The following is a 19,749-nucleotide window of genomic DNA, read 5'->3' as shown; positions in this document are numbered from 1 at the left end:
TCCGGTCGGTGCCGATGTCAGCCGACCGCTCCGCTGGCGCGTAGCTGGGCGACCCGGTTCCGGTCGAAGCCGGCCTCGGTGAGCACCTCGTCGGTGTGCTCACCCGGCCAGGGCGGCGGCCGACGGATCGCGGTCGGGGTGGCGGAGAACCGGGGCGCCGGCGCCGGCTGGACGACCCCGTCGCGGAGCACGAACGTCCTGCGGGCGGCCAGGTGCGGGTGCTCCGACGCCTCCTGCCAGTCCAGTACCGGCGCGGCGCAGGCGTCGGAGGCGGTGAGCAGCGCCGCCCACTCGTCCCGGGTACGGGTGCGGAACAGGCGCGCCCAGGCGGCCCGCAACGCCGGCCAGTTCGCCGGGTCGGTCCGGTCGATCGGCTCGTCCGGCGGGAGTGGGAAACCGGTGCGCCGGACCAGTTCGTCGTAGAAGCGTGGCTCCAGTGCGCCGACGGCGAGGTACCGCCCGTCGGCGCATTCGTAGGTGTCGTAGAAGGGCGCACCGCCGTCGAGCAGGTTGACCCCGCGCGGGGTGCGCCACATGCCGAGCTGGTGCAGCGCGTGGATCTGGGTGCTGAGCACCGCGACGCCGTCCACGACGGCCGCGTCCACCACCTGGCCGGTGCCGCCGCCGCGGACCGCGTACAGCGCGGAGACGACACCGAGCGCGAGCATCATGCCGCCGCCGCCGAAGTCGCCGAGCAGGTTCATCGGCGGCACCGGAGGCTCGCCGGCCCGCCCGATGCCGTGCAGCGCGCCGGTAAGCGCCAGGTAGTCGATGTCGTGTCCGGCGTACGGGGCGTTCGGGCCGTCCTGACCCCATCCGGTCATCCGGCCGTAGACGAGGGCCGGGTTGACCGCCTGGCAGTCGGCCGGGCCGACGCCGAGCCGCTCGGTGACCCCGGGCCGGAACCCCTCGATGAGGGCGTCCGCGGCGCCGACCAGGGCCAGTACCACCTCGCGTCCGTCGGCGGACTTCAGGTCGACTCCGATCGAGCGGCGTCCCCGGTTGAGCAGATCGGGGTGCGGGGTGCCGAAGGCCGAGGCGTCCACCTCGGCGACCCGGTCGACCCGGATCACGTCGGCGCCCAGGTCGGCCAGCATCATGGCGGCGAACGGCCCGGGGCCGATCCCGGCCAGTTCCACCACGCGTACGCCGGCCAGCGGGCCGGTCGCCAGGTCTTCGCTCACCGGGTCACGATAGGCGCTCGGATCGCCACCGGCGGGCCGCTCGTCGTGAGCGGAGCCACTGCGGCGGGCAGCGCCCCGCGTGGCGGGCGGAATTCGGCTGCCCTAACCTTGGCGGCACGAGGGGAGTACTTCCCACGAACCATGCCGGTCAGTACGGCGCGCCCGGAGCGCGCCTCGGGTGGTTGCCCACGAAACGTGGGTGAAGGAGACCTCGAACATGACACGGTGTTCGAGGAGGCCCCATGTCCGATTTGTCTGTCGCGGCCGGTCTGGATTCGGTAGGCACGCCCTCGCTGTGGGCGATCACGATCCTTGGCGTGCTCGCCCTGCTGGTGCTCGACTTCCTGGTGACCAGGCGCCCGCACGAGGTGTCGCTCAAGGAGGCACTCGGCTGGAGCGCCTTCTACATAGCCCTGCCCCTGGCCTTCGGCGCCTGGGTCTGGCACCGGTACGGCTCCGAACGGGGCTTCGAGTACCTCACCGGTTACCTGGTCGAGAAGTCACTGTCGGTCGACAATCTCTTCGTCTTCATGCTGCTGCTGGCCGCCTTCGCGGTGCCCACCGAGCTCGCCCAACGGGTGCTGCTGTTCGGCATCACCGGAGCGCTGGTGCTGCGCGGCATCTTCATCGCCCTCGGCGCCGCGGCCCTGCAGACCCTGGACTTCGCCTTCCTGATCTTCGCGTTGATCCTGCTGTTCACCGCCGCCAAGCTGCTCCGCGACGCGTTCACCGGGCACGAGCAGTCAGTGGACATCGGCACCATGCGCTCGGTGCGACTGCTGCGCCGGTTCATGCCGGTGGTCCACGAGTACCACGGCACCAAGATGACCGTGCGGGTCGACGGACGCCGGGCGCTCACCCCGCTCGCGCTGGTGGTGGTGGCGGTGCTCGCCACCGACGTGGTCTTCGCCGTCGACTCGGTGCCGGCGGTGTACGGCATCACCGAGGACCCGTACCTCGTCTTCGCCACTAACGCCTTCGCCCTGTTGGGCCTGCGGGCGCTGTACTTCGTGCTGCACGCGGCGCTGAGCCGGCTGGTCCACCTCACCTACGGTCTGGCGATCATCCTGGCCTTCATCGGCATCAAGCTCGGCCTGCACTGGGCGCACGGCATCTGGGAGGGCGTCCCGGAGATCCCCACCGTGGTCTCGCTGCTGGTCATCCTCGGCGTGCTGACCGTGGTCACGATCACAAGCCTGCGGGCCACCCGCAACGTGGTGCCGGGATCCAAGGAGGTCGTCACCGAGCGGAAGTGAGAGTTCCCGGCCCGGTGCGCCCGGGCCGGTCGAACCCGCCCGTGGCGGTGTGCGCCGTGGTAGGACTGAGCGGTGGGTATCGTCACACCGGGCTTCCAGGGTCGGCCGCGCGCCGACGCCGCGGATCTGCCACCCGGCCAGTACCTGACGCCGGACTTTCCCGTGCTCTCCGCCGGCCCGACGCCTCGGGTCCCGCGCGAGCAGTGGGAGTTCGTGATCAGCACCGAGACCGGTACGGAGCATCGGTGGAGCTGGGCCGAGATGATGGCGCTGCCGCAGGAGACGCCGACCGTCGACATCCACTGTGTCACCCGGTGGTCAAAGCTCGGCACCACCTGGCGGGGAGTCTCGTTGGACACGCTGCTCGACGGCGTGGAAACCGCCGCCGACTACGCCCTGGCCCACTCCTACGGCGGATACACCACGAACCTCCCGCTGGAGGACCTGCGTGACGGGCAGGCCTGGCTCGTGCACAGCTACGACGGCGACGACCTGCCGGCCGAGCACGGCGGGCCGGCGCGGCTGCTGGTACCGCACCTCTACTTCTGGAAGTCGGCCAAGTGGGCGCGCGGCATCCGTCTCACCGTCGAGGACACCCCCGGTTTCTGGGAGACCGCCGGCTACCACGACTACGGCGACCCGTGGCGTGAGCAGCGGTACCAGGGCGATTGACCGGGCGGATGAGCTGGCGGGCAGCCCGGTTGGTGGCGGACCGGGCCGAGACACCGACAGCGAGAACCCTGGTGCTGGAGGTGCCGGGCTGGCCGGCCCACCTGCCCGGCCAGCACGTCGACATCCGGCTCACCGCGCCGGACGGATACCAGGCCGCCCGGTCGTACTCGCTCGCCGCGCCCGCCGACGGCGACCGGATCGAGGTGTGCGTCCAGCGGGTGACCGACGGCGAGGTGTCGCCGTTTCTGGTCGACGGCTACCGCGAGGGCGACCCGGTCGAGGTACGTGGCCCGATCGGCGGCTGGTTCGTGTGGCGGCCACAGCAGACCGAACCGGTGCTGCTGGTCGCCGGCGGATCGGGGGTGGTGCCGTTGATGGCCATGATCAGAGCCCGGCGGGCGGCCGGAAGCCGGGTCCCGTTCCGGCTGATCTACTCGGTGCGCACCCCCGACGACGCGTTCTACACCGAGGAACTGCGACGCCGGGTACGTGACGACGCCGGTCTCGACGTGGCCCACGTCTACACCCGGCAGGCGCCCGAGGGATGGCGCGGCGAGCCGCACCGGCTCGGCCTCGCCGATGTCAACAACAACGGCTGGCCGCCGGAGCTGGAGCCGCTGGTGTACGTGTGCGGACCCACCGGTTTCGTGGAGGCCGTCTCCGATCTGATCGTCGGGCTGGGGCATCCGGCGCGACGGGTACGCACCGAACGTTTCGGCCCGACCGGTTGAGAGGAGGCCGCGGATGACCGCGCTGCCCTACGTGGACGGCAACATGCTCGATGGTCCGTTGGGGGAGGTGTTCGCGGTCGACCTGAGCACCGCCACCGCCCGGTGCGCCAACTGCGGCACCCCCGGCCCGGTGGCCGGGCTGCGGGTCTACTCGCACGCGCCCGGCCTGGTGGGGCGCTGCCCGACCTGCGTCGAAGTGATGTTGCGGCTGGTCCGTGCCCCTGACCGTGCCTGGCTCGACCTGCGCGGCGCCACCTTCCTCCAGTTCCCGTTGCCGCCAGAACGCACCCGCTAGACCCGCCGACAGGGCGGTTGGACGTTTGCCGACGCGGATCACGGGAACCGGGCCGGAATGACGAAGCCTCGTGTAGTGATCGTGGGGGCCGGGTTCGCCGGGTACCACGCGGCGAAGACGTTGACCAGGTTGGCCCGCGGTCGAGCCGAGATCGTCCTGTTGAACTCGACCGACTACTTCCTGTACCTGCCGCTGCTGCCGGAGGTGGCGGCAGGGGTGGTGGAGCCGGGCCGGATCGCGGTGCCGCTGTCCGGCACGCTGGACGGCGTGCGGGTGGTCATCGGTGAGGCGGACAGCGTCGACCTGCAGAACCGGTGGGTCGGCTTCACCCAGCCGGAGGGTGACCGCAACCGGCTGGCGTACGACCGGTTGGTGCTGGCCGTCGGCAGCGTGAACAAGCTGCTGCCGATTCCCGGCGTGACCGAGTACGCACACGGCTTCCGCGGCCTGCCCGAGGCGCTCTACCTGCACGACCACGTGGTCCGGCAGATCGAACTCGCCGAGCAGGCCGAGGATCCGGCCGAGCAGCAGGCCCGCGCCACGTTCGTGGTGGTGGGTGCCGGATACACCGGTACCGAGGTGGCCGCGCACGGCATCCTGTTCACCGACGAACTGGCCGCCCAGCACCCTCGGCTGAAGATCCGGCCGAGGTGGCTGCTGCTGGACGTCGCCCCACGCGTGCTGCCCGAGCTGGACCGACGGATGTCGGTCACCGCCGACAAGGTGCTGCGACGCCGCGGGGTCGACGTGCGGATGGGCACCTCGGTGGCGGTCGCCACCTCCGACGGGGTCAAGCTCACCGACGGCGAGTACGTGCCCACCTGCTCACTGGTCTGGTGCGTCGGCGTACGCCCCGACCCGTTCGTGGCCGAACTGGGCCTGCGGACCGAGAAGGGGCGGCTGGTCGTCGACGAGTACCTGAACGTCCCCGGATTCCCCGAGGTCTACGCCTGCGGCGACGCCGCCGCGGTGCCCGACCTGACCCGGCCCGGCGAGATCTGCACGATGACCGCCCAGCACGCGCAGCGACAGGGCAAGCTGGCCGCGCACAACATCGCCGCCTCGTACGGGCAGGGACGCCGTCGACCGTACAAGCACCACGACCTCGGCTGGGTGGTCGACCTGGGCGGCAAGCAGGCTGCCGCGAACCCGTTGAAGGTGCCGCTGTCCGGCCTGCCCGCCAAGGCGGTCACCCGCGGTTACCACCTGCTCGCGATGCCCGGCAACCGGGCCAGGGTGAGCGCGGACTGGTTCCTCGACGCCGCGCTGCCGCGCTCGGCGGCGCAGCTCGGACTGATCTCCGCCACCGCCGTACCACTGGAGAGCTCGTCGCCCGAGATGCCGGCGCGGGTGCACTGACCACCGGCCCGACCGGCGTGCCGTGCGGTCGTGGGGTATCCACGACCGCACGGCTGGCATCTCGGCTGCTCAGCCGGCGGCCATGCCGGCCCCAGCCTCGTCGATGGCGTCGTCGACCGCGTGCGCCAGGTCGATGTCCATCGCGGTCACCGCCCCGGCGTTGCCCGAGGTGACGGTCAGCACGGCGGTCGTCGGGTCGGCGCGGCCGATCCGCGGCCCGCGGCCGGTCTGCTGGCGGAGCAGGTCGAGTCGGTCCAGCACCCGGTCCAGGTTGGCCGGCGGCAGCTCCAGGGTCCGGGACAGCGCGGTCCCGTCACCCGACCAGTACGGCAGGTCGGCCAGGGCCGCGCGCAGTTCGGCCGCGGACAACGGCGGCAGCGCGCTGACCGGACCGACCACGCCGCCGCCGACGGCCGGCGGCTCCAGCAACTGCCGCAGCTCGTCCGGTACGTGCAGTGATTCGATCAGATCACCGTCGTGCGCGGCGAGCGCGGCGAGGGTCGCCTCGGCCTGATAGCGCGCCTGTTCCGGAGGTCGACCGCTGATCCGACCCACCTCGGACAGGAAGCCGGCCAGATCCTGGCGTCGCTCGATGCCGTCCACCGGCACCACGTCGTGCAGCGAGGCGGGCACCGCCTCCAGCAGCCGTCGGCGTTCGCCGGCCTCCAGGGCCCAGGCCAGGACCAGCACCGTCGACTCGACCCCCACCTTGGCGGTACGGAAGTCGACGCCGGAGCGGCGCACGACGTCCTCGACCAGCTCGCGGTAACCCACCGTGGTGACCCCGGGCGCCGGCCCGCCCGGCTCCGGACGGGGCCGGGGGGTCTGCGGGGAACCGGCCGGTGGGGGAGCGGGTCCGCCGCGCGTGGCGTCTGGTTTGTGGCGGCTGCCGGCTGGCGGCGGGCCGGCCCGCTCGTGCTGGTCGAGGTGGGTCAGTTGTTTGGACGCGCTCAGGCTGGCACCGGTGTCGGCGGCCCGCATGCCCTGTTCCCGCGCCTGGCGGGCCAGTGCCCTCCGGCGCTGGTTGTCGCCCTCCATCTGCTTACGCATGGTGCACACCTCGCTTCCGCTGGTGGTGCCGGGCTTCGTCGATGGCCTTCCCGGCGGTCGCCGGGCGAAACGATCAGGTCGGTGCCGGCAGGGGGAGGGTTCGACCACGACGGCGAGGCTTCATCCGGCCGGGGTGAGGGCCGGTCACCCGGACGGGGCCGACGATCGCGGTGGACCGGAGATCTTCCGAGGCACGGCGGAAGGGAAGGTCGTGATGAAGCGGATAGTCGAGATCGTCCCCGCCCGACCCGGTTGGTACGCCCGGTGGCGGCTGGCACCCGAGCACACCCGCTGCTACCCGGTGAGCCTGTGGGCGTTGTTGGAAGAGGCCGACGGCGGCGGTCGCGAGGTGATCGGCGTCGACTGCGCCGGCCAGTGGCCCGGCGATCGGGACGACGGAAGTGGTGCGGAGTTCGTCCGTTACCTGTTTCAGACGCCTGATTCGGGCCTACCGGAGGACGCGGAGCCGACCACCCGGCCCCACCGCAGCGGCCCGTATCCGGTCCCGGCTCCCTGAGCCATCCTCCGGCCCCCGACCCCTGGTCCCAGGGTCGGGGGCCACCCCTTCGGTGGCCCGGGCGGTCAGCCGACCGCCCGCGTGTCCCGGTCCTCGACGGCCGGGGGAAGCTCCAGCAGTTCGGTGAGGCCGGTGCGGACCAGCAACTGGCGCAGCGAGGCGTTGACGCCGATCAGCCGCAGGGGGACGGAGCCGCCCCGGTGGGCGATCACGAACGCGCTCAACCCCGACGAGTCGCACATGCCCACACCGGTGAGGTCGATGACCAGGTGTTGGTAGCCGTCGCGGCGCAGGGCGGCCACGGCGTCGACGAGTTCGGGCGCGCTGTCGAAGTCGAGGTCACCGGTCAGCCGCAACTCGGCATGCCCCGTGTCCTGCCGGTCGACCTCGGTGACCAACAGCTGTGCCACCATGACTCCATGCTCCCAGTACGTCGGTCAAGCGCAAGTCGCGGGGGCCAGGTTCTCCGTCATCCGCTAAGAGTTCCTAACTCTTTGAGTGTTGGAGTCGGCGCCAGCAGATGATGGCGCAGGCGAGGGTGAGGAATGCTTCGTGGATGTCGTCGCGGATCTCCCAGCGGATGCGCAGGCGCCGGAACCAGTGCAGCAGGGCGATGGTCTGTTCGACGACCCATCGTCGGGTGCCGAGCCCTGTCCCGTGGCCGGTGCCGCGTCGGGCGATGACTGGGGTGATGCCCTTGGCGCGTAGGTCGCGGCGGTAGCAGTCGTAGTCGTAGCCGCGGTCGGCGTAGAGCTGGTCGGGTCGTTGCCGGGGCCTGCCGCGGATGCCTTTGATCCGGGGGATCTTGTCGACCAGGGGCAGTAGTTGGGTGACGTCGTGGCGGTTGCCGCCGGTCAGTGCTGTGGCGAGGGGGATGCCGCCCGCGTCGGTGATGACGTGGTGTTTCGAGCCTGGCTTGCGGCGGTCGACCGGGCTCGGACCGGTTTTGGGCCGCCCTTGAGCGCCCGGACGTGGGAGCCGTCGATCACCGCCCGGGACATGTCCAACTGCCCGGCGGCCCGCAGTCTGCCCAGCAGCACCTCGTGCAGCCGCTGCCAGACGCCGGCGTCGTTCCAGTCCCGCAACCGGCGCCAGCAGGTCATCCCCGACCCGAACCCGAGCTCTTGAGGCAGGTACTCCCACGGAATCGCCGTGTAGAGCACGAACAGGATCCCGCACAACACCCTGCGGTCGTCCAGGGGCTTACGACCGGGAAACCGGTGCCGCCGTGCCGGTCGAGGTGGCAGCAGCGGCACGATCTCGGCCCACAGCTCGTCCGAGACGATCCACGGCGGCTGCTCACCCCTCCTCACGTTCAGACAGAACGACCCTCACGTCCCGAGGACACGCCAACCTTCATTTCGTTAGGAGCTCTAAGCGGTGACCGGGGTCTGGCCGTCCGGTTCGGTGCTGGCGGGCTCGCGGGACAGCAGGCCGGTGACCCCCGTCATGTCGAGGATGGTTTCGAGAAATCGGGGGACCGCCCGTAACCGCAGTCGGACGCTCCGCTGCTGCGCCTCGCGCCAGGCGTGGACGATGACGCTGAGCCCGGTGCTGTCGATGAACTGCAGGCCACCGAAGTCGAGTACCAGGGTGGTGGGGTCGGTGCCCATCGTCCGGTCGATCTCGGCCCGCAGCGGCGCGGCGGTGGTGTAGGCGAGATCACCGACGACCCGGATCACCGGTGCGAGCGGAACGGACCGGTCGACGGACATGCTCAGCGGCGGCGTCGGGGGTCTGCGACCGTGGGACAGCAACGATCACGCCTTCCGCGGTGACGGGCGGGCAGGGGCGCTCGGATCGTAACAACCCGTGAGCGGGCCCGCCTCTCGGACGGCCCGCCGGTACGCGCCGCGACGCTCGCCCGGGTGGCGGCACCGGCAGAGCCGCGTAGGCTGGGCGTCAGGACGCGACCATGCACGCCGCTCGAAGCGGCTGCGGAACCGACAAGGAGCGAGGCTCAAGCTGGTGACAGGTGCCGACGTCAGGGACCTCGACCCCGGCGACGGACGGTCTGCCACGCCGAGCGTCGCCCGGGTTACCGCCTGGCGTTCGATCAACGCCGCGCCGGCCGCCGGGCTACCCGCCCTGGAGCCGTCACGGAATCAGCTCGCCGCCGACTGGCCGGAGATCGCCGAACATCTCCACGAGGGTGTGGTGGTGTGCGGTCCGGACGGGACCGTGCGGCACGTCAGCCCGACCGCCCGGCGCTTGCTGCCCGAGGTGGTCGTCGGCGGTACGCTGGCGGCGCTCGAGCAGCTGACCTCGGGCGATCCGCACCTGCGCCGGCACGGCCGACGGCTGCGGGTACGTCAGGTCCCGTTGTCCGCCGGGCGTAGCTGCTGGTACGTCGAGGATGTCAGCGACCACGAGAAGCGGACCGAGGAACTGGCGGCCGAGCGGACCAGATCGGCCTTCCTCACCACGGTCGGCGACAAGCTGGGCAATCCGCTGCACCCGGACCGGGCCGCTGCCGCGGTCGTCCGACTCGCCGTGCCGACCCTGGCCGACGTCGCGGTACTTGTGCTCGCGCCCCGATCCGGACGGGCCCGATGGTGGCGCGCCCGCCAGGACGCCGACGAGACACCAACTGTCGATCGCGGGGTGCTCGCCGCGACGGAGCTGCCTCCGGCGATCGTGGAGAGTCTGCGCGGCACGTCGCCGCACACCGTCGACTGGCTGGTCGAGCAGGCCATCGACGCGGGCTGGTTGCCCGGTGTCTCCGCCGCCGAGGTGGCCGCCCGCCTGGTGCCGTTGCCGGGCCGGGACGCGCCCGTCGGGGTGCTGCTCGTCGCGCGGGGTGCGGGCGGCCGGTACGGGGAGAACGACCTCGACCTGGTTCGCGCATTCGCCGCTCGGGCCGGTGCGGCGTTGACCACCGCGCTGCTCTACCGCGAACAGGCGGAGGTGGCCGACATGTTGCAGGCCAGCCTGCTGCCCGTCGAGCCGGCACCGGCACCGGGTGTGCAGTGGGGTACGGCGTACCGTCCGGCCCAGGCCGGCCTGCGCATCGGCGGCGACTTCTACGGTTCGCACCGGCTGCCCGACGGTGGCTCGGTGTTCTTCCTCGGCGATGTCTCCGGCAAGGGGGTCGAGGCGGCGGTCTTCACCGGGCAGCTGCGTCAGTGTCTGCACGCGCTGCACCGGGTCGAGCAGCAACCGGCCCGGCTGCTGCGGCTGCTCAACGACGCACTGCTGGAGACGACCCTGGCCCACGGACAGGGCCGGTTCGCCACCATGGTGCTGGGGGTGGTCCGTCCACACCGCGACGGTGGCCTCGGGCTGACGCTCGCCGGCGGCGGACACCTGCCGCCGCTGGTGCTGCGCGCCTCCGGCGAGGTGGAGCAGTTGCCGTTGAACGGCATGCTGATCGGTGTGGTGCCGGATCCGCGGATCGGTCAGGTCACCACGCGGCTCGCTCCCGGTGAGACGTGCCTGCTCTACAGCGACGGAGTCACCGAGGCGCGGGGCGGTCGGCGAGGTGAGGAACTGCTCGGCACCGATCGTCTGGTGCAGGCGCTCGGTGGGTGCCACCGAATGCCGGCGCCCGCGCTGGCGGAGCGGATCGAGCAGGTGACGTGCGAGTGGCTGGCCCAGCGTGACCACGACGACATCGCGGTGCTGGCGTTGCGCGCCACCGGCGTCGGTGGCCGCCCGCAGCGGCACCTGCACGCCGTGCCGGCCGTGACCGAACCGGCCCCGGAGGCGACGGACCGGTGACCGCCGCGACCCGGGACACCTCACCTGAGGCCGTCTATCCGGACTACCTGCACTGTCTCGCCGAGGCCGACGAGCACGCCGCCGTCGAGGTGGCGCGCGGGTTGCTCGACGCGGGTGTGGCCGCGGACCGGGTCCTGCTGGACCTGGTCGCGCCGGCGCAGGCCGAGGTGGGGGAACGGTGGGCGCGCAACGAGTGGAGCGTTGCCCAGGAGCACGCGGCGACACACGTGAGCGAGCGGGTGGTGGCGGCCGTCGCCGCGTACGCCGACGTGCGCCCGACGCGCGCCCGGATCGTGGTGGCCTGCATGGACGGTGAGTGGCACGCGCTGCCGGCCCGGCTGGTGGCCGAGGTGCTGCGGCTGCGTGGCTGGCAGGTCACCTTCCTGGGGGCGAGTGTTCCCGCCGCGCACCTGGTGTCGTACCTGCACCGGTACGACGCGTACGCCGTGGCGCTGGCCTCCGCGCTGCCGATGCGGCTACCCACGCACACCGGATGATCGAGGCGTGCCGGCGCGCGGACGTGCCGGTGCTGGTCGGCGGTCGGGGCTTCGGCGTGGACGGCCGGTGGGCGCGGCGACTCGGGTGGCCTGGGCCGCCGACGCGCCCGCCGCCGCCGACCTGCTCCGTGACGAGCGGGCCCTACGCGCCGTACCGCCGGCCGACCTGGCGCACCTGGCCGACGACGAGTACGCCACCCTGGTCAACCGACGCGGCGAGTTGATCGACAGCGCCCTGGCCGAGCTGGCCCAGCGGTTCCCGGCCACCCGCGACCAGACCCCGGCCCAGTTGGACTCGACGGTCAGCGACCTCGGATACATCCTGGACTTCCTGGGCGCCGCCCTCTACGTCGACGACAGCTCGCTGTTCACCGAGTTCGTCGGGTGGCTGGTGACTATTCTGAACAGTCGCGGCGTGCCGGCCGTGACGGTGGATGCGTCGCTGGCGCACTACGGCCGGCGGCTGCACGATTCTCCCCGGGCGGTGGACCATCTCCAGCGGGGACGCGCGGTACTGCCGGCGGTTGATCGGCAAGCCGCCTGACCGGAGGTGCCGTCGGGCCTGTCGAGGCCTCCCTATACTTGCCGGGCAGCAAACACCCGTCTCTCCGAGGGACGGGTGCGCACCCGGACCGTCTCGGACAGGCTGCTCGGGTACGGCTGTGACGTCGCGGAACCCGGCGGTCGTCGATCGTCCGATGATGGGCTACATTTCCGCCAGCACGGAGCCGGTAGGTTCCGTCCTGGCCGACCTGAGGCAGGTAGAGATGGGCGCACGAACCCTCGCTCCGGTTCGCATCCTGGTGGTGGACGACGACCCGGGCGACGTGCTCATGATCGAGGAGGCCCTGGCCACCTCGGACGTCGAGAAGGTGATCGACGTGGTCGGCGACGGCGAGGAGGCGATGGAGTTTCTCCGTCGCGAAGGCCGGCACGGCGACGCCCAACGTCCGGACGTGATCCTGCTCGACCTCAACATGCCCCGCAAGGACGGGCGTCAGGTGCTGGGCGAGGTGAAGAACGACGCGGACCTGCGGACCATCCCGATCGTCGTGCTGACCACCTCGAACGCGGACACCGACATCATCAGCAGTTACACCCTCCAGGCCAACGCCTACGTCACCAAGCCGATCGACCTCGACGACTTCAACGACGTGGTGCACCGGATCGACGAGTTCTTCGGCCGGGTGGTCGTGTTGCCCAAGCGGGTCTGACCCGCCGTCGCCGGCGAGCCGGACCCGACGGCCGGGTCCGGCTCAGGTCAGGGCCGCCACCACGGTCGCGGCCCGCTCCTCGTGCTGGGCGTAGGCGTAGGGGAAGGCGGAGATCTGCACCGCCTGGGCGGCCAGGGTCAGGCTCATCTGCTGCCATCCGGGCACCTGCAGCAGCGCCTCGTAGAACACGCGCGCCGCGTACGCCGGCCGCATCAGGTCCCGGACGCTGCCCCAACCGCTGCTGGGGCGTTGCTGGAACAGCCCGACGGAGTCGTGGTCCCAGCCGACGGCCTGGTGCGGGTAGTTCTGCGACTCGGGAAGCACACCACTGGCGTAGTTGAGCAGGGTGCTCTCCTGCATGGCGGTGGCGACCGCGATCACCAACCCCTGACGCGGGATCTTCATCTTGACGCCGACGTCCACGATCGCCTTGGCGTTGTCCATCTGTGCCTGGCTCAGCCCGGCGACGGGCCGGGGACGCGGTGGCTTGGTGGGGGTCTTCTTCTTGGGCTTGGGCTTCGCGGTGGGCGACGGCTTGGCGGTGGGGGAGGGGCTGGCGCTGGTGGGTGCGGGGGTGGGGCTGCGGTCCAGGGAGCGGGAGGCGGCCTTCTCCTGAGCCGCGAGAGCGCGGTCGGTGAGCGCCTCGGTCACCCGGGGCGGCGGTGCCTCGTCGTCGTGGCGGGCGGCCACGACGGCGGTGGCACCGAGGCAGCAGGTGACGCCGGTGGCCAGAGCCACCCGGACCGGGGTGGAGGCGAGTACCGCGCGGACGCCCCGGCGTGGTGCGGGTACGGCGCGATGCCGCCCCATCAACCTTTCGGGTGATGTCTCGTCGGCCGAGAGGCTCGCCGGTCGCCCGGGGGTCTGCTGCTGGTCGAAGTTGTCGTCGGGATGCACCCGCCGAGGCTAGAAAGTCGACGGCCGACTGCCATCGGCCCAGTTGGTGGCATGCGTCACAATTCGCGGCTATCCGCCCGATGATTCTCCGCACCGTTCGACAAAGCGGATCAGATACGCCTGTCCGTCCCGGAGTAAATGTCGGGAATCAACGTACAAAACAGGGCGGAAACGGGATCTTGCTGACGCCTATCGAACTGCTTCGCCGCATCCGCCGAACGGATGAGGCTGAGGTCGATCCAATCGGGCGGTGGGTAGGGCGGTCGGACCATGCGGCCCGTGCTGTTGACCCGGACCACCGCGGAAGCCACCGTGCCCGCCGCGCCGGGCCGGCCGGTTCACCACGCGGATCAGTGTCGGCCGTTCTCCGCCGGACTGACGGTGAGCCGGTGCCGGCCGCCGTCCTCGCTGGAGAACGGCCAGAGCCGGTCGGCGTGCTCGACCAGTTCGGTGAGCTGTTGTCGACTCAGCCCGACCGACGAGATGGAGGCGTGCACGTCGGCCCGGTAGCGGCCGTCGTCGTCGCGCCCCAGCTTCGCCTCCGCGCGTACCTGCACGGTGTGCGCCTCGTCGGTGATCCCGCCGGCCGCCTCCACCGCCGCGTGGTGCAGGCAGGACGCGAACGCCGCGGCGAGCAGCTGCGACGGGGTCAACCCGGTGCAGTGCGGCGCCAGCGGCGAGGCGAGGGCGGTCGACAGCGCCTCGTCGTCGGTGTGGATGTGACCGCCCTCGGCGGTCGCGGCGGCAACCTCGTTCAGCCAGGAACTCGGCATCGCGTTCCTCCCGTCACTCCCCGCCCGGCTACCCGGGCCCGGTCGCGCGAAACCGGGAAGTCACCCGCCGTGCCGGCTCCACTGGGCGACGGCGGCGGCCTCGGTGACCTCGGCGGCCGCCCGCTCCGTCCACGGGCTCACCGCCGCCGGCCGCTGCCGTGGCATCAGCGGCTCGTGCATCGGCACGTACACCCGGGCGTCGACCGCCTCGGCCAGCAGCAGCGCGGCCACCAGGCTGCTCGGCCGCCGGGTCGGGTCGTCGGCGAGGCAGCGTCGGCGCAGGTCGGCGACCTCGGCGGGCAGTCCGGGCAGCTCCGGCGGGGCCGCGGGACCCGGGGCCGCTGCGGTCCGAGCAGTTGGCTGACGCTGTCCGCCGGGTACGGCAGGCGTCCCGCCAGGCAGTAGTGGAGAAGGACGCCGAGGGCGTAGATGTCGGCCGCCGGGGTCGCCGGAGCCCGGTGCAGCTGCTCCGGCGCCAGGTACGCCGGCGTACCGACCACGACACCGTCGGGCGTGGTGTCGGCGGCGCCGGCCGGGGTGGCGATGCCGAAGTCCAGCACCTTCACCCCCGACGGGGTGAGCATCACGTTGGCCGGCTTGATGTCGCGGTGCACGATGCCGTGGGCGTGCGCGGCGGCCAGCGCGGCGCCGACCTCCGCGCAGACGCGCACCGCGATCCGCCAGTCCAACGGGCCGGTGCGCAGGTGCGCGGCGAGGGTCTGTCCCTCGGCCAGCTCCATCACGATGTACGGCAGCTGGTGCCCCGTCCCGGTGTCGCAGGTGCCGAAATCGTGCACGCTCGCCACGTTGGGGTGCACCAGGCGGGCCGCCGACCGCGCTTCGGAGCGGATCCGCTCCACCGAGGCCGCCCCGTCCGGCTGACCCGGCGAGACCAGCTTCACCGCGACCTGCCGGTCCAGCACGGTGTCGTACGCCCGCCACACCTCCGACATCCCGCCGATGCCGATGCGCTGGTCGAGCCGGTACCGCCCGTCCAGCGTGCGCATCGACCGCCTCCTACCCCTCGTGCCGCTCCGCCACGGCGTGCGAAACCGTGGCCTGCGCACGGTACCCCGGGCCCGATCAGGGCAAACCCGCCTCGGACGGCGGCTGGTGCGTTAGCGTGCGAGCCGGGACGCCCGACGCGCCGGGCGGGCTGGAGGCGGAACGTGATGAGTGAAGTGACCGTACGTTTCGTCGGCGGTCCGGCCCACGACCTGGTCCGGTCGTTGCCGGCCGGCCCGGACGGCGCCCCGCCACGACTGTGGGTGCTGCGCCGCCCCCAGGAGGCGCCCACGCCGGCGGCGGACCATCTCTACGTGCGGCAACGCCCCGACGGCTCGGGAACCTGGTCCATGCGTTTCGTCCGAACCGACCCGGTCGGCGTGACCGAGTGACCCGACACCGACCGCGCCCCGGCCGGACCGCACAGCTGGCACACAGCAGCCACCCAAGCGCCACCAAGTGCGCGGCAGCACCATGGCATCCATGAGGATCGGGGGCGAGGCCGGACTGGACCGGGTGGAGCTGCGTCGACCGGACGGTGAGCCGGTCCGGGTGCTGGTCGTCGACGACGAGCCGACCCTGACCGACCTGCTGTCGATGGCGCTGCGCTACGAGGGCTGGCAGGTGCGTACGGCGGCCGACGGCATGGCGGCGCTACGCGCCGCCCGGCAGTTCCGACCCGACGCGGTGGTGCTCGACGTGATGCTGCCCGACCTGGACGGTCTCCAGGTGCTGCGCAGGCTGCGGGCGGACAACGACAGCGTGCCGGTGCTCTTTCTCACCGCCCGGGACGCGGTCGAGGAGCGCGTCGCCGGGCTGACCGTCGGCGGCGACGACTACGTGACCAAGCCGTTCAGCCTCGAGGAGGTCATCGCCCGGCTGCGCGCGCTGCTGCGTCGCTCCGGCTTCGCGGTGGCCACCCGTGCGGAGGCGGTGCTCACCGTGGGCGACCTGACCCTCGACGAGGACAGCCACGAGGTACGCCGGGACGGGCAACTGATCACCCTCACCGCCACCGAGTTCGAGCTGCTGCGGTACCTGATGCGCAACCCCCGCCGGGTGCTGAGCAAGGCACAGATCCTCGACCGGGTGTGGAACTACGACTTCGGTGGCCAGGCCAACGTCGTCGAGCTGTACATCTCGTACCTGCGGAAGAAGATCGACGCCGGCCGCCGGCCGATGATCCACACACTGCGCGGGGCCGGGTACCTGCTCAAGCCGGCGGAGTGACCGGGGTGCGCCGGTGGCTGGCCGGCTGGTCGCTGCGGACCCGCCTGGTGCTGACCCTGGTGGCGCTGCTCGCCGTGGTCAGCCTGGCCATCGGTGGTCTCACCACCGTGGCGCTGCGGCAGTTCCTGATCTCCCGGGTGGACGAGCAGTTGCGCTTCACGCCCGGAGGGCGACCCACCGCCGCGTGGGAGCCCGGCCCCGGCACCGGCCCGTGGGGCGATGTGCGGGTGCCGCGCGGCTTCCCGCCCGGCACGATCAGCGCCCAGGTCGTCGACGGCCGGGTCACCGAGGCGTGGACGCTTGTCGGTCGACAGGAGCAGTCGGTACCGGTCGACCAGGTGCGGGCGCTGGCCGAGGTGCCCACCGACGGCCGGGCACACAGCGTCGGCCTGGGCGAGCGGGGCGGCTACCGGGTGGTGGCCCGGCGGTCGGCCACCGGGACCGTGCGGGTGCTGGGCGTGCCGCTGGCCGGCGTGCGGGAGACCGTCTGGGCGCTGGTCGCCGCGCAGGCCGGGGTCACCGTGGTCGGCCTGCTGGTCGCCGGCACCGCCGGGGCGCTGATCGTCCGGGCCACGCTGCGTCCGCTGCGCCGGGTCGCCGCCACCGCCGCCCGGGTCAGTGAGCTACCGCTCGACCGGGGCGAGGTGGCGCTCTCCGACCGGTGCCGGCCGCCGACACCGATCCGCGTACCGAGGTCGGTCAGGTCGGCGCCGCGCTCAACCGGATGCTCGGCCACGTCGCCGCCGCCCTCGCCGCCCGGCAGGCCAGCGAGACCCGGGTACGCCAGTTCGTCGCCGACGCCAGTCACGAACTGCGTACCCCCCTCGCGGCGATCCGTGGCTACGCCGAGGTGGCCCGCCGGGGCCGTGCCGAGGTGCCGACCGACGTGGCCCACGCGCTGCGCCGGGTCGAGTCGGAGAGCACCCGGATGACCAGCCTCGTCGACGACCTGCTGCTGCTGGCCCGGCTGGACTCCGGTCGACCTCTCGCGGTCGAACCGGTCGACCTCACCGCGCTGGTCGTGGATGCCGTCAGCGACGCGCACGTGGCCGGCCCCGAGCACCGCTGGCAGCTCGACCTGCCCGAGACGGTCATCCGGGTGCCCGGCGACCCCGCCCGGCTGCACCAGGTGCTGGCCAACCTGCTGACCAACGCCCGGGTGCACACGCCGCCCGGCAGCACCGTCACCACCAGCCTGCGCCGGACCGGCGACGCCGCCGAGCTCAGCGTGACCGACGACGGCCCCGGCGTACCCCCCGAGCTGCGGCCCGAGGTGTTCGAACGCTTCGCCCGCGGCGACAGCTCCCGATCCCGCGCGCACGGCAGCACCGGCCTCGGCCTGGCCATCGTCGCCGCGGTGGTGGAGGCCCACCACGGCACCGTCACCCTGCACTCCCGTCCAGGCCACACCATCTTCACCGTCCGCCTCCCCAACCCCACAACCGACGCCCCCGGCCCGCGTTGATCATGAGGTTAGCGGCACCTTCGAAGATCAAACTCACCGCCAACCTCATGATCAATGGGATGGGGTGGGGGAACTGGGCGGTTGTGCCCGACGCGGGGCAGTTGGCAGCGTACGGTGGCATAAGTCCGGCCAGGCCGCCGAAATCCGAAATGTGGGGTACGGCGGCGGTGTCGGTTTGTGACGGCAGAGGGAAGGAGCGGTCGGTGAACCACCTGGCCTACCTGGACGCGGGATCCGGCAGCCTCATCGTGCAGGCGGTGGTCGGCGGGATCGCCGGGATCGCGGTGGCGGCCAAGCTCTACTGGCGCAGGCTCGTCAGCCGGTTCCGCCGCCAGCCCACCGACCAGAGCTGACCCGACCCGATGGTGATGCCAGACCTGGGCCGGCCGCCGCGACCGGCCCCGCTCGACGTCGACCCTCGACCGGAGCCGGGATCCTTCCGCGACCCGGCCAACCGGATCTTCCACGCCGGCGACGACGTGCTGCGCGCGCTCGACCGGACCGCCGCCGCCGACTGGCGTGCCCTCGCCGCCAGCAGCTTCTTTCCGCCGTTGCTCACCGCCGGCAAGGTCTGCGGCACCGAGGAACTGCCGGCGGAGTCGCCGTTGCGGGAGCTGCCGACCGCTCCGGAGTCGCCGGGCTGGGTGACGGTGCTGCGGCACGAGCGCGTCCCGTTCGTCTCACACCCGTACGAATGGTCCTTCGCGATGCTGCGCGACGCCGCGCTGCTGCACCTGGAGATCCTCCGGGCCGCCCTGCCGGCGGGCTTCACCACCAAGGACGGCTCGGCGTACAACCTCCAGTGGCGCGGCACCGAGCCGGTCTTCATCGACGTGGGGTCGTTCACCCCGCTGCGCGACGGTGAACCCTGGGCCGGCTACCGACAGTTCTGTCAGACGCTGCTCTACCCGCTGATGCTCGGCGCCCACCTGGGGCTGGCCTTCCAGCCGTGGCTGCGGGCCCAGGTCGACGGCATCGAGCCGGAGCAGATGGGACCACTGTTCCGGGGCGTCCGTCGGCTGCTGCCCGGGGTGCTCACCCACGTCCACCTGCACGGCTCGGTGCAGCGCCGCAGCGCCGCCACCAGCACCGCCGACGTACGTGCCCAGTTGCGCGACGCCGGGTACACCCGTGAGCTGGCCGTGGCCACCGTGCGGGGGTTGGAGAAGCTCGTCCGCCGCCTGGACCATCAGCCGGCGGCCACCCACTGGGTCGACTACCAGCACACCTGCGGCTACTCCGGCGACGACCGGGCGGGCAAGGAGCGTTTCGTCGTCGCCGCGCTGAGCGCCGCCGGTCGGCGCCGGCTCGTGCTCGACCTGGGCGCCAACGACGGACGGTACGCCCGGCTCGCCGCCCGGCACGCCGACTACGTGGTCGCCGTCGAGCAGGACCCGGCGGTGGTCGACCGGCTGTACCGCACGCTGCGGGGCGAGGACGAACGGCACGTGCTGCCGCTGGTGATGGATCTGGCCGACCCGTCCCCCGGCGGTGGCTGGCGCGGGATCGAGCGGGCCTCGTTCGCCGCCCGGGCCAACGCGGACACGGTGCTCGCCCTGGCCCTGGTGCACCACCTGGCGATCGGGCGAAACGTGCCGCTGCCGGAGGTGCTGACCTGCCTCGCCGGCCTCGCCGCACCCGGCGGCCGGCTGGTGGTCGAGTTCGTCCACCCGGACGACCCGATGGCCGCCCGGCTGCTGGCCAACAAGCCGGACGGCATCTTCCCCGACTACCGGCGGGACGCCTTCGAGACGCTGCTCGCCGAACACGGCACCGTCGAGGACCGCCTGGAGTTGCCCTCGGGCACCCGCACCCTGTACCGGGTGGCGCTTCCGTGACCGACCGCCCCACCACCGGTGCCGGCCTACCCGACCCCGGTGCCGC

At 72.3% G+C, this 19,749-nt stretch carries 21 protein-coding genes and 2 pseudogenes; 15 read left to right on the top strand and 8 right to left on the bottom strand.

All coding sequences use genetic code 11. From position 1 onward, the window contains the following. Positions 1-17: 17 nt before the first annotated feature. Complete coding sequence (locus ENC19_RS12440) at positions 18-1,184, bottom strand: CaiB/BaiF CoA transferase family protein (RefSeq protein WP_164447300.1); 1,167 nt, start codon at positions 1,182-1,184, stop codon at positions 18-20. Between the two features lie 242 nt (positions 1,185-1,426). On the opposite strand from ENC19_RS12440, the gene ENC19_RS12435 reads away from it, so the two are divergent. From ENC19_RS12435 to ENC19_RS12415, 5 genes are all read left to right on the top strand, one after another. Continuing rightward, positions 1,427-2,440: a TerC/Alx family metal homeostasis membrane protein gene (locus tag ENC19_RS12435; RefSeq protein WP_164447299.1), complete on the top strand. Its 1,014-nt coding sequence runs from the start codon at positions 1,427-1,429 to the stop codon at positions 2,438-2,440. Between the two features lie 72 nt (positions 2,441-2,512). Beyond that, positions 2,513-3,112: a sulfite oxidase-like oxidoreductase gene (locus tag ENC19_RS12430; protein WP_164447298.1), complete on the top strand. Its 600-nt coding sequence runs from the start codon at positions 2,513-2,515 to the stop codon at positions 3,110-3,112. A gap of 8 nt (positions 3,113-3,120) precedes the next feature. Beyond that, entirely contained in the window at positions 3,121-3,843 is a 723-nt protein-coding gene (locus tag ENC19_RS12425; RefSeq protein WP_164447297.1) for a ferredoxin reductase, read from the top strand. 13 nt (positions 3,844-3,856) lie between these two features. Further along, positions 3,857-4,138, top strand: coding sequence for a DUF6510 family protein (locus ENC19_RS12420; RefSeq protein ID WP_164447296.1), 282 nt, complete (start codon positions 3,857-3,859; stop codon positions 4,136-4,138). Between the two features lie 57 nt (positions 4,139-4,195). Continuing rightward, entirely contained in the window at positions 4,196-5,497 is a 1,302-nt protein-coding gene (locus tag ENC19_RS12415) for an NAD(P)/FAD-dependent oxidoreductase (RefSeq protein ID WP_164447295.1), read from the top strand. Between the two features lie 69 nt (positions 5,498-5,566). Here the strand turns inward: ENC19_RS12415 and ENC19_RS12410 are convergent, their stop codons facing one another. Continuing rightward, the gene (locus ENC19_RS12410) at positions 5,567-6,547 is read right to left on the bottom strand and encodes a DUF2267 domain-containing protein (RefSeq protein ID WP_164447294.1); all 981 of its coding nucleotides are present in this window, start codon (positions 6,545-6,547) and stop codon (positions 5,567-5,569) included. 214 nt (positions 6,548-6,761) lie between these two features. Between ENC19_RS12410 and ENC19_RS12405 the strand changes: the two genes are divergently transcribed. Next, complete coding sequence (locus tag ENC19_RS12405; RefSeq protein ID WP_164447293.1) at positions 6,762-7,064, top strand: hypothetical protein; 303 nt, start codon at positions 6,762-6,764, stop codon at positions 7,062-7,064. A gap of 65 nt (positions 7,065-7,129) precedes the next feature. Here ENC19_RS12405 and ENC19_RS12400 read toward each other — a convergent pair whose 3' ends face one another. From ENC19_RS12400 to ENC19_RS12390, 3 genes are all read right to left on the bottom strand, one after another. Next, positions 7,130-7,477, bottom strand: coding sequence for an STAS domain-containing protein (locus ENC19_RS12400; protein ID WP_164447292.1), 348 nt, complete (start codon positions 7,475-7,477; stop codon positions 7,130-7,132). Between the two features lie 73 nt (positions 7,478-7,550). Then, positions 7,551-8,350 (bottom strand): IS5 family transposase gene (locus ENC19_RS12395; protein ID WP_164447411.1). Its coding sequence is split into 2 segments (ribosomal slippage): positions 7,551-8,014 and positions 8,014-8,350, totalling 801 coding nucleotides; the frame shifts between segments, so codons are not numbered across the junction. Positions 8,351-8,437: 87 nt separating this feature from the next. Then, positions 8,438-8,746 (bottom strand): STAS domain-containing protein, encoded by a 309-nt coding sequence (locus ENC19_RS12390; protein WP_281604335.1) that lies wholly within the window; start codon positions 8,744-8,746, stop codon positions 8,438-8,440. A 286-nt stretch (positions 8,747-9,032) separates the two neighbouring features. Between ENC19_RS12390 and ENC19_RS12385 the strand changes: the two genes are divergently transcribed. The 4 genes from ENC19_RS12385 to ENC19_RS12375 all read left to right on the top strand — a co-directional run bounded on the left by ENC19_RS12385 (position 9,033) and on the right by ENC19_RS12375 (position 12,495). Beyond that, a complete protein-coding gene (locus ENC19_RS12385; RefSeq protein WP_164447290.1) occupies positions 9,033-10,784 on the top strand; it encodes a SpoIIE family protein phosphatase in 1,752 nt (583 codons plus the stop codon). Next, on the top strand, positions 10,781-11,281 hold the full coding sequence (locus tag ENC19_RS30215) for a cobalamin B12-binding domain-containing protein (protein ID WP_328824230.1): 501 nt from the start codon (positions 10,781-10,783) through the stop codon (positions 11,279-11,281). Before ENC19_RS12385 ends, ENC19_RS30215 begins: the two co-directional genes overlap by 4 nt. A 67-nt stretch (positions 11,282-11,348) precedes the next feature. After that, positions 11,349-11,825: a hypothetical protein gene (locus ENC19_RS30210; RefSeq protein WP_235944671.1), complete on the top strand. Its 477-nt coding sequence runs from the start codon at positions 11,349-11,351 to the stop codon at positions 11,823-11,825. A 223-nt stretch (positions 11,826-12,048) separates the two neighbouring features. Further along, positions 12,049-12,495 carry a response regulator gene (locus ENC19_RS12375; protein WP_164447289.1) on the top strand — a complete coding sequence of 149 codons (447 nt, stop codon included), beginning with the start codon at positions 12,049-12,051 and terminating at the stop codon, positions 12,493-12,495. Positions 12,496-12,537: 42 nt separating this feature from the next. Here the strand turns inward: ENC19_RS12375 and ENC19_RS12370 are convergent, their stop codons facing one another. The 3 genes and pseudogenes from ENC19_RS12370 to ENC19_RS12360 all read right to left on the bottom strand — a co-directional run bounded on the left by ENC19_RS12370 (position 12,538) and on the right by ENC19_RS12360 (position 15,172). Next, positions 12,538-13,392 carry a hypothetical protein gene (locus ENC19_RS12370; RefSeq protein ID WP_164447288.1) on the bottom strand — a complete coding sequence of 285 codons (855 nt, stop codon included), beginning with the start codon at positions 13,390-13,392 and terminating at the stop codon, positions 12,538-12,540. Positions 13,393-13,742: 350 nt separating this feature from the next. Continuing rightward, the gene (locus ENC19_RS12365; RefSeq protein ID WP_164447287.1) at positions 13,743-14,165 is read right to left on the bottom strand and encodes an OsmC family protein; all 423 of its coding nucleotides are present in this window, start codon (positions 14,163-14,165) and stop codon (positions 13,743-13,745) included. Between the two features lie 60 nt (positions 14,166-14,225). Beyond that, positions 14,226-15,172, bottom strand: a pseudogene (locus ENC19_RS12360) (serine/threonine-protein kinase). A gap of 165 nt (positions 15,173-15,337) precedes the next feature. On the opposite strand from ENC19_RS12360, the gene ENC19_RS12355 reads away from it, so the two are divergent. From ENC19_RS12355 to ENC19_RS12340, 5 genes and pseudogenes are all read left to right on the top strand, one after another. Then, a complete protein-coding gene (locus ENC19_RS12355) occupies positions 15,338-15,562 on the top strand; it encodes a hypothetical protein (RefSeq protein WP_093402733.1) in 225 nt (74 codons plus the stop codon). A 91-nt stretch (positions 15,563-15,653) separates the two neighbouring features. Next, positions 15,654-16,400 (top strand): response regulator transcription factor, encoded by a 747-nt coding sequence (locus ENC19_RS12350; protein WP_164447286.1) that lies wholly within the window; start codon positions 15,654-15,656, stop codon positions 16,398-16,400. Between the two features lie 17 nt (positions 16,401-16,417). Further along, positions 16,418-17,865 (top strand): annotated as a pseudogene (locus ENC19_RS12345) (HAMP domain-containing sensor histidine kinase). Between the two features lie 203 nt (positions 17,866-18,068). Further along, complete coding sequence (locus tag ENC19_RS29305) at positions 18,069-18,218, top strand: hypothetical protein (RefSeq protein WP_216592457.1); 150 nt, start codon at positions 18,069-18,071, stop codon at positions 18,216-18,218. A 15-nt stretch (positions 18,219-18,233) separates the two neighbouring features. Beyond that, positions 18,234-19,703, top strand: a complete 1,470-nt coding sequence (locus ENC19_RS12340) for a class I SAM-dependent methyltransferase (protein WP_164447410.1) — start codon at positions 18,234-18,236, stop codon at positions 19,701-19,703. Positions 19,704-19,749 lie beyond the last annotated feature (46 nt).

This window comes from Verrucosispora sioxanthis (genome assembly GCF_010560025.1).
Classification (GTDB): domain Bacteria; phylum Actinomycetota; class Actinomycetes; order Mycobacteriales; family Micromonosporaceae; genus Micromonospora; species Micromonospora palythoicola.
The sequence above is the reverse complement of the archived record's forward strand: the minus strand, read 5'-3'. Positions and strand labels throughout refer to the sequence as shown.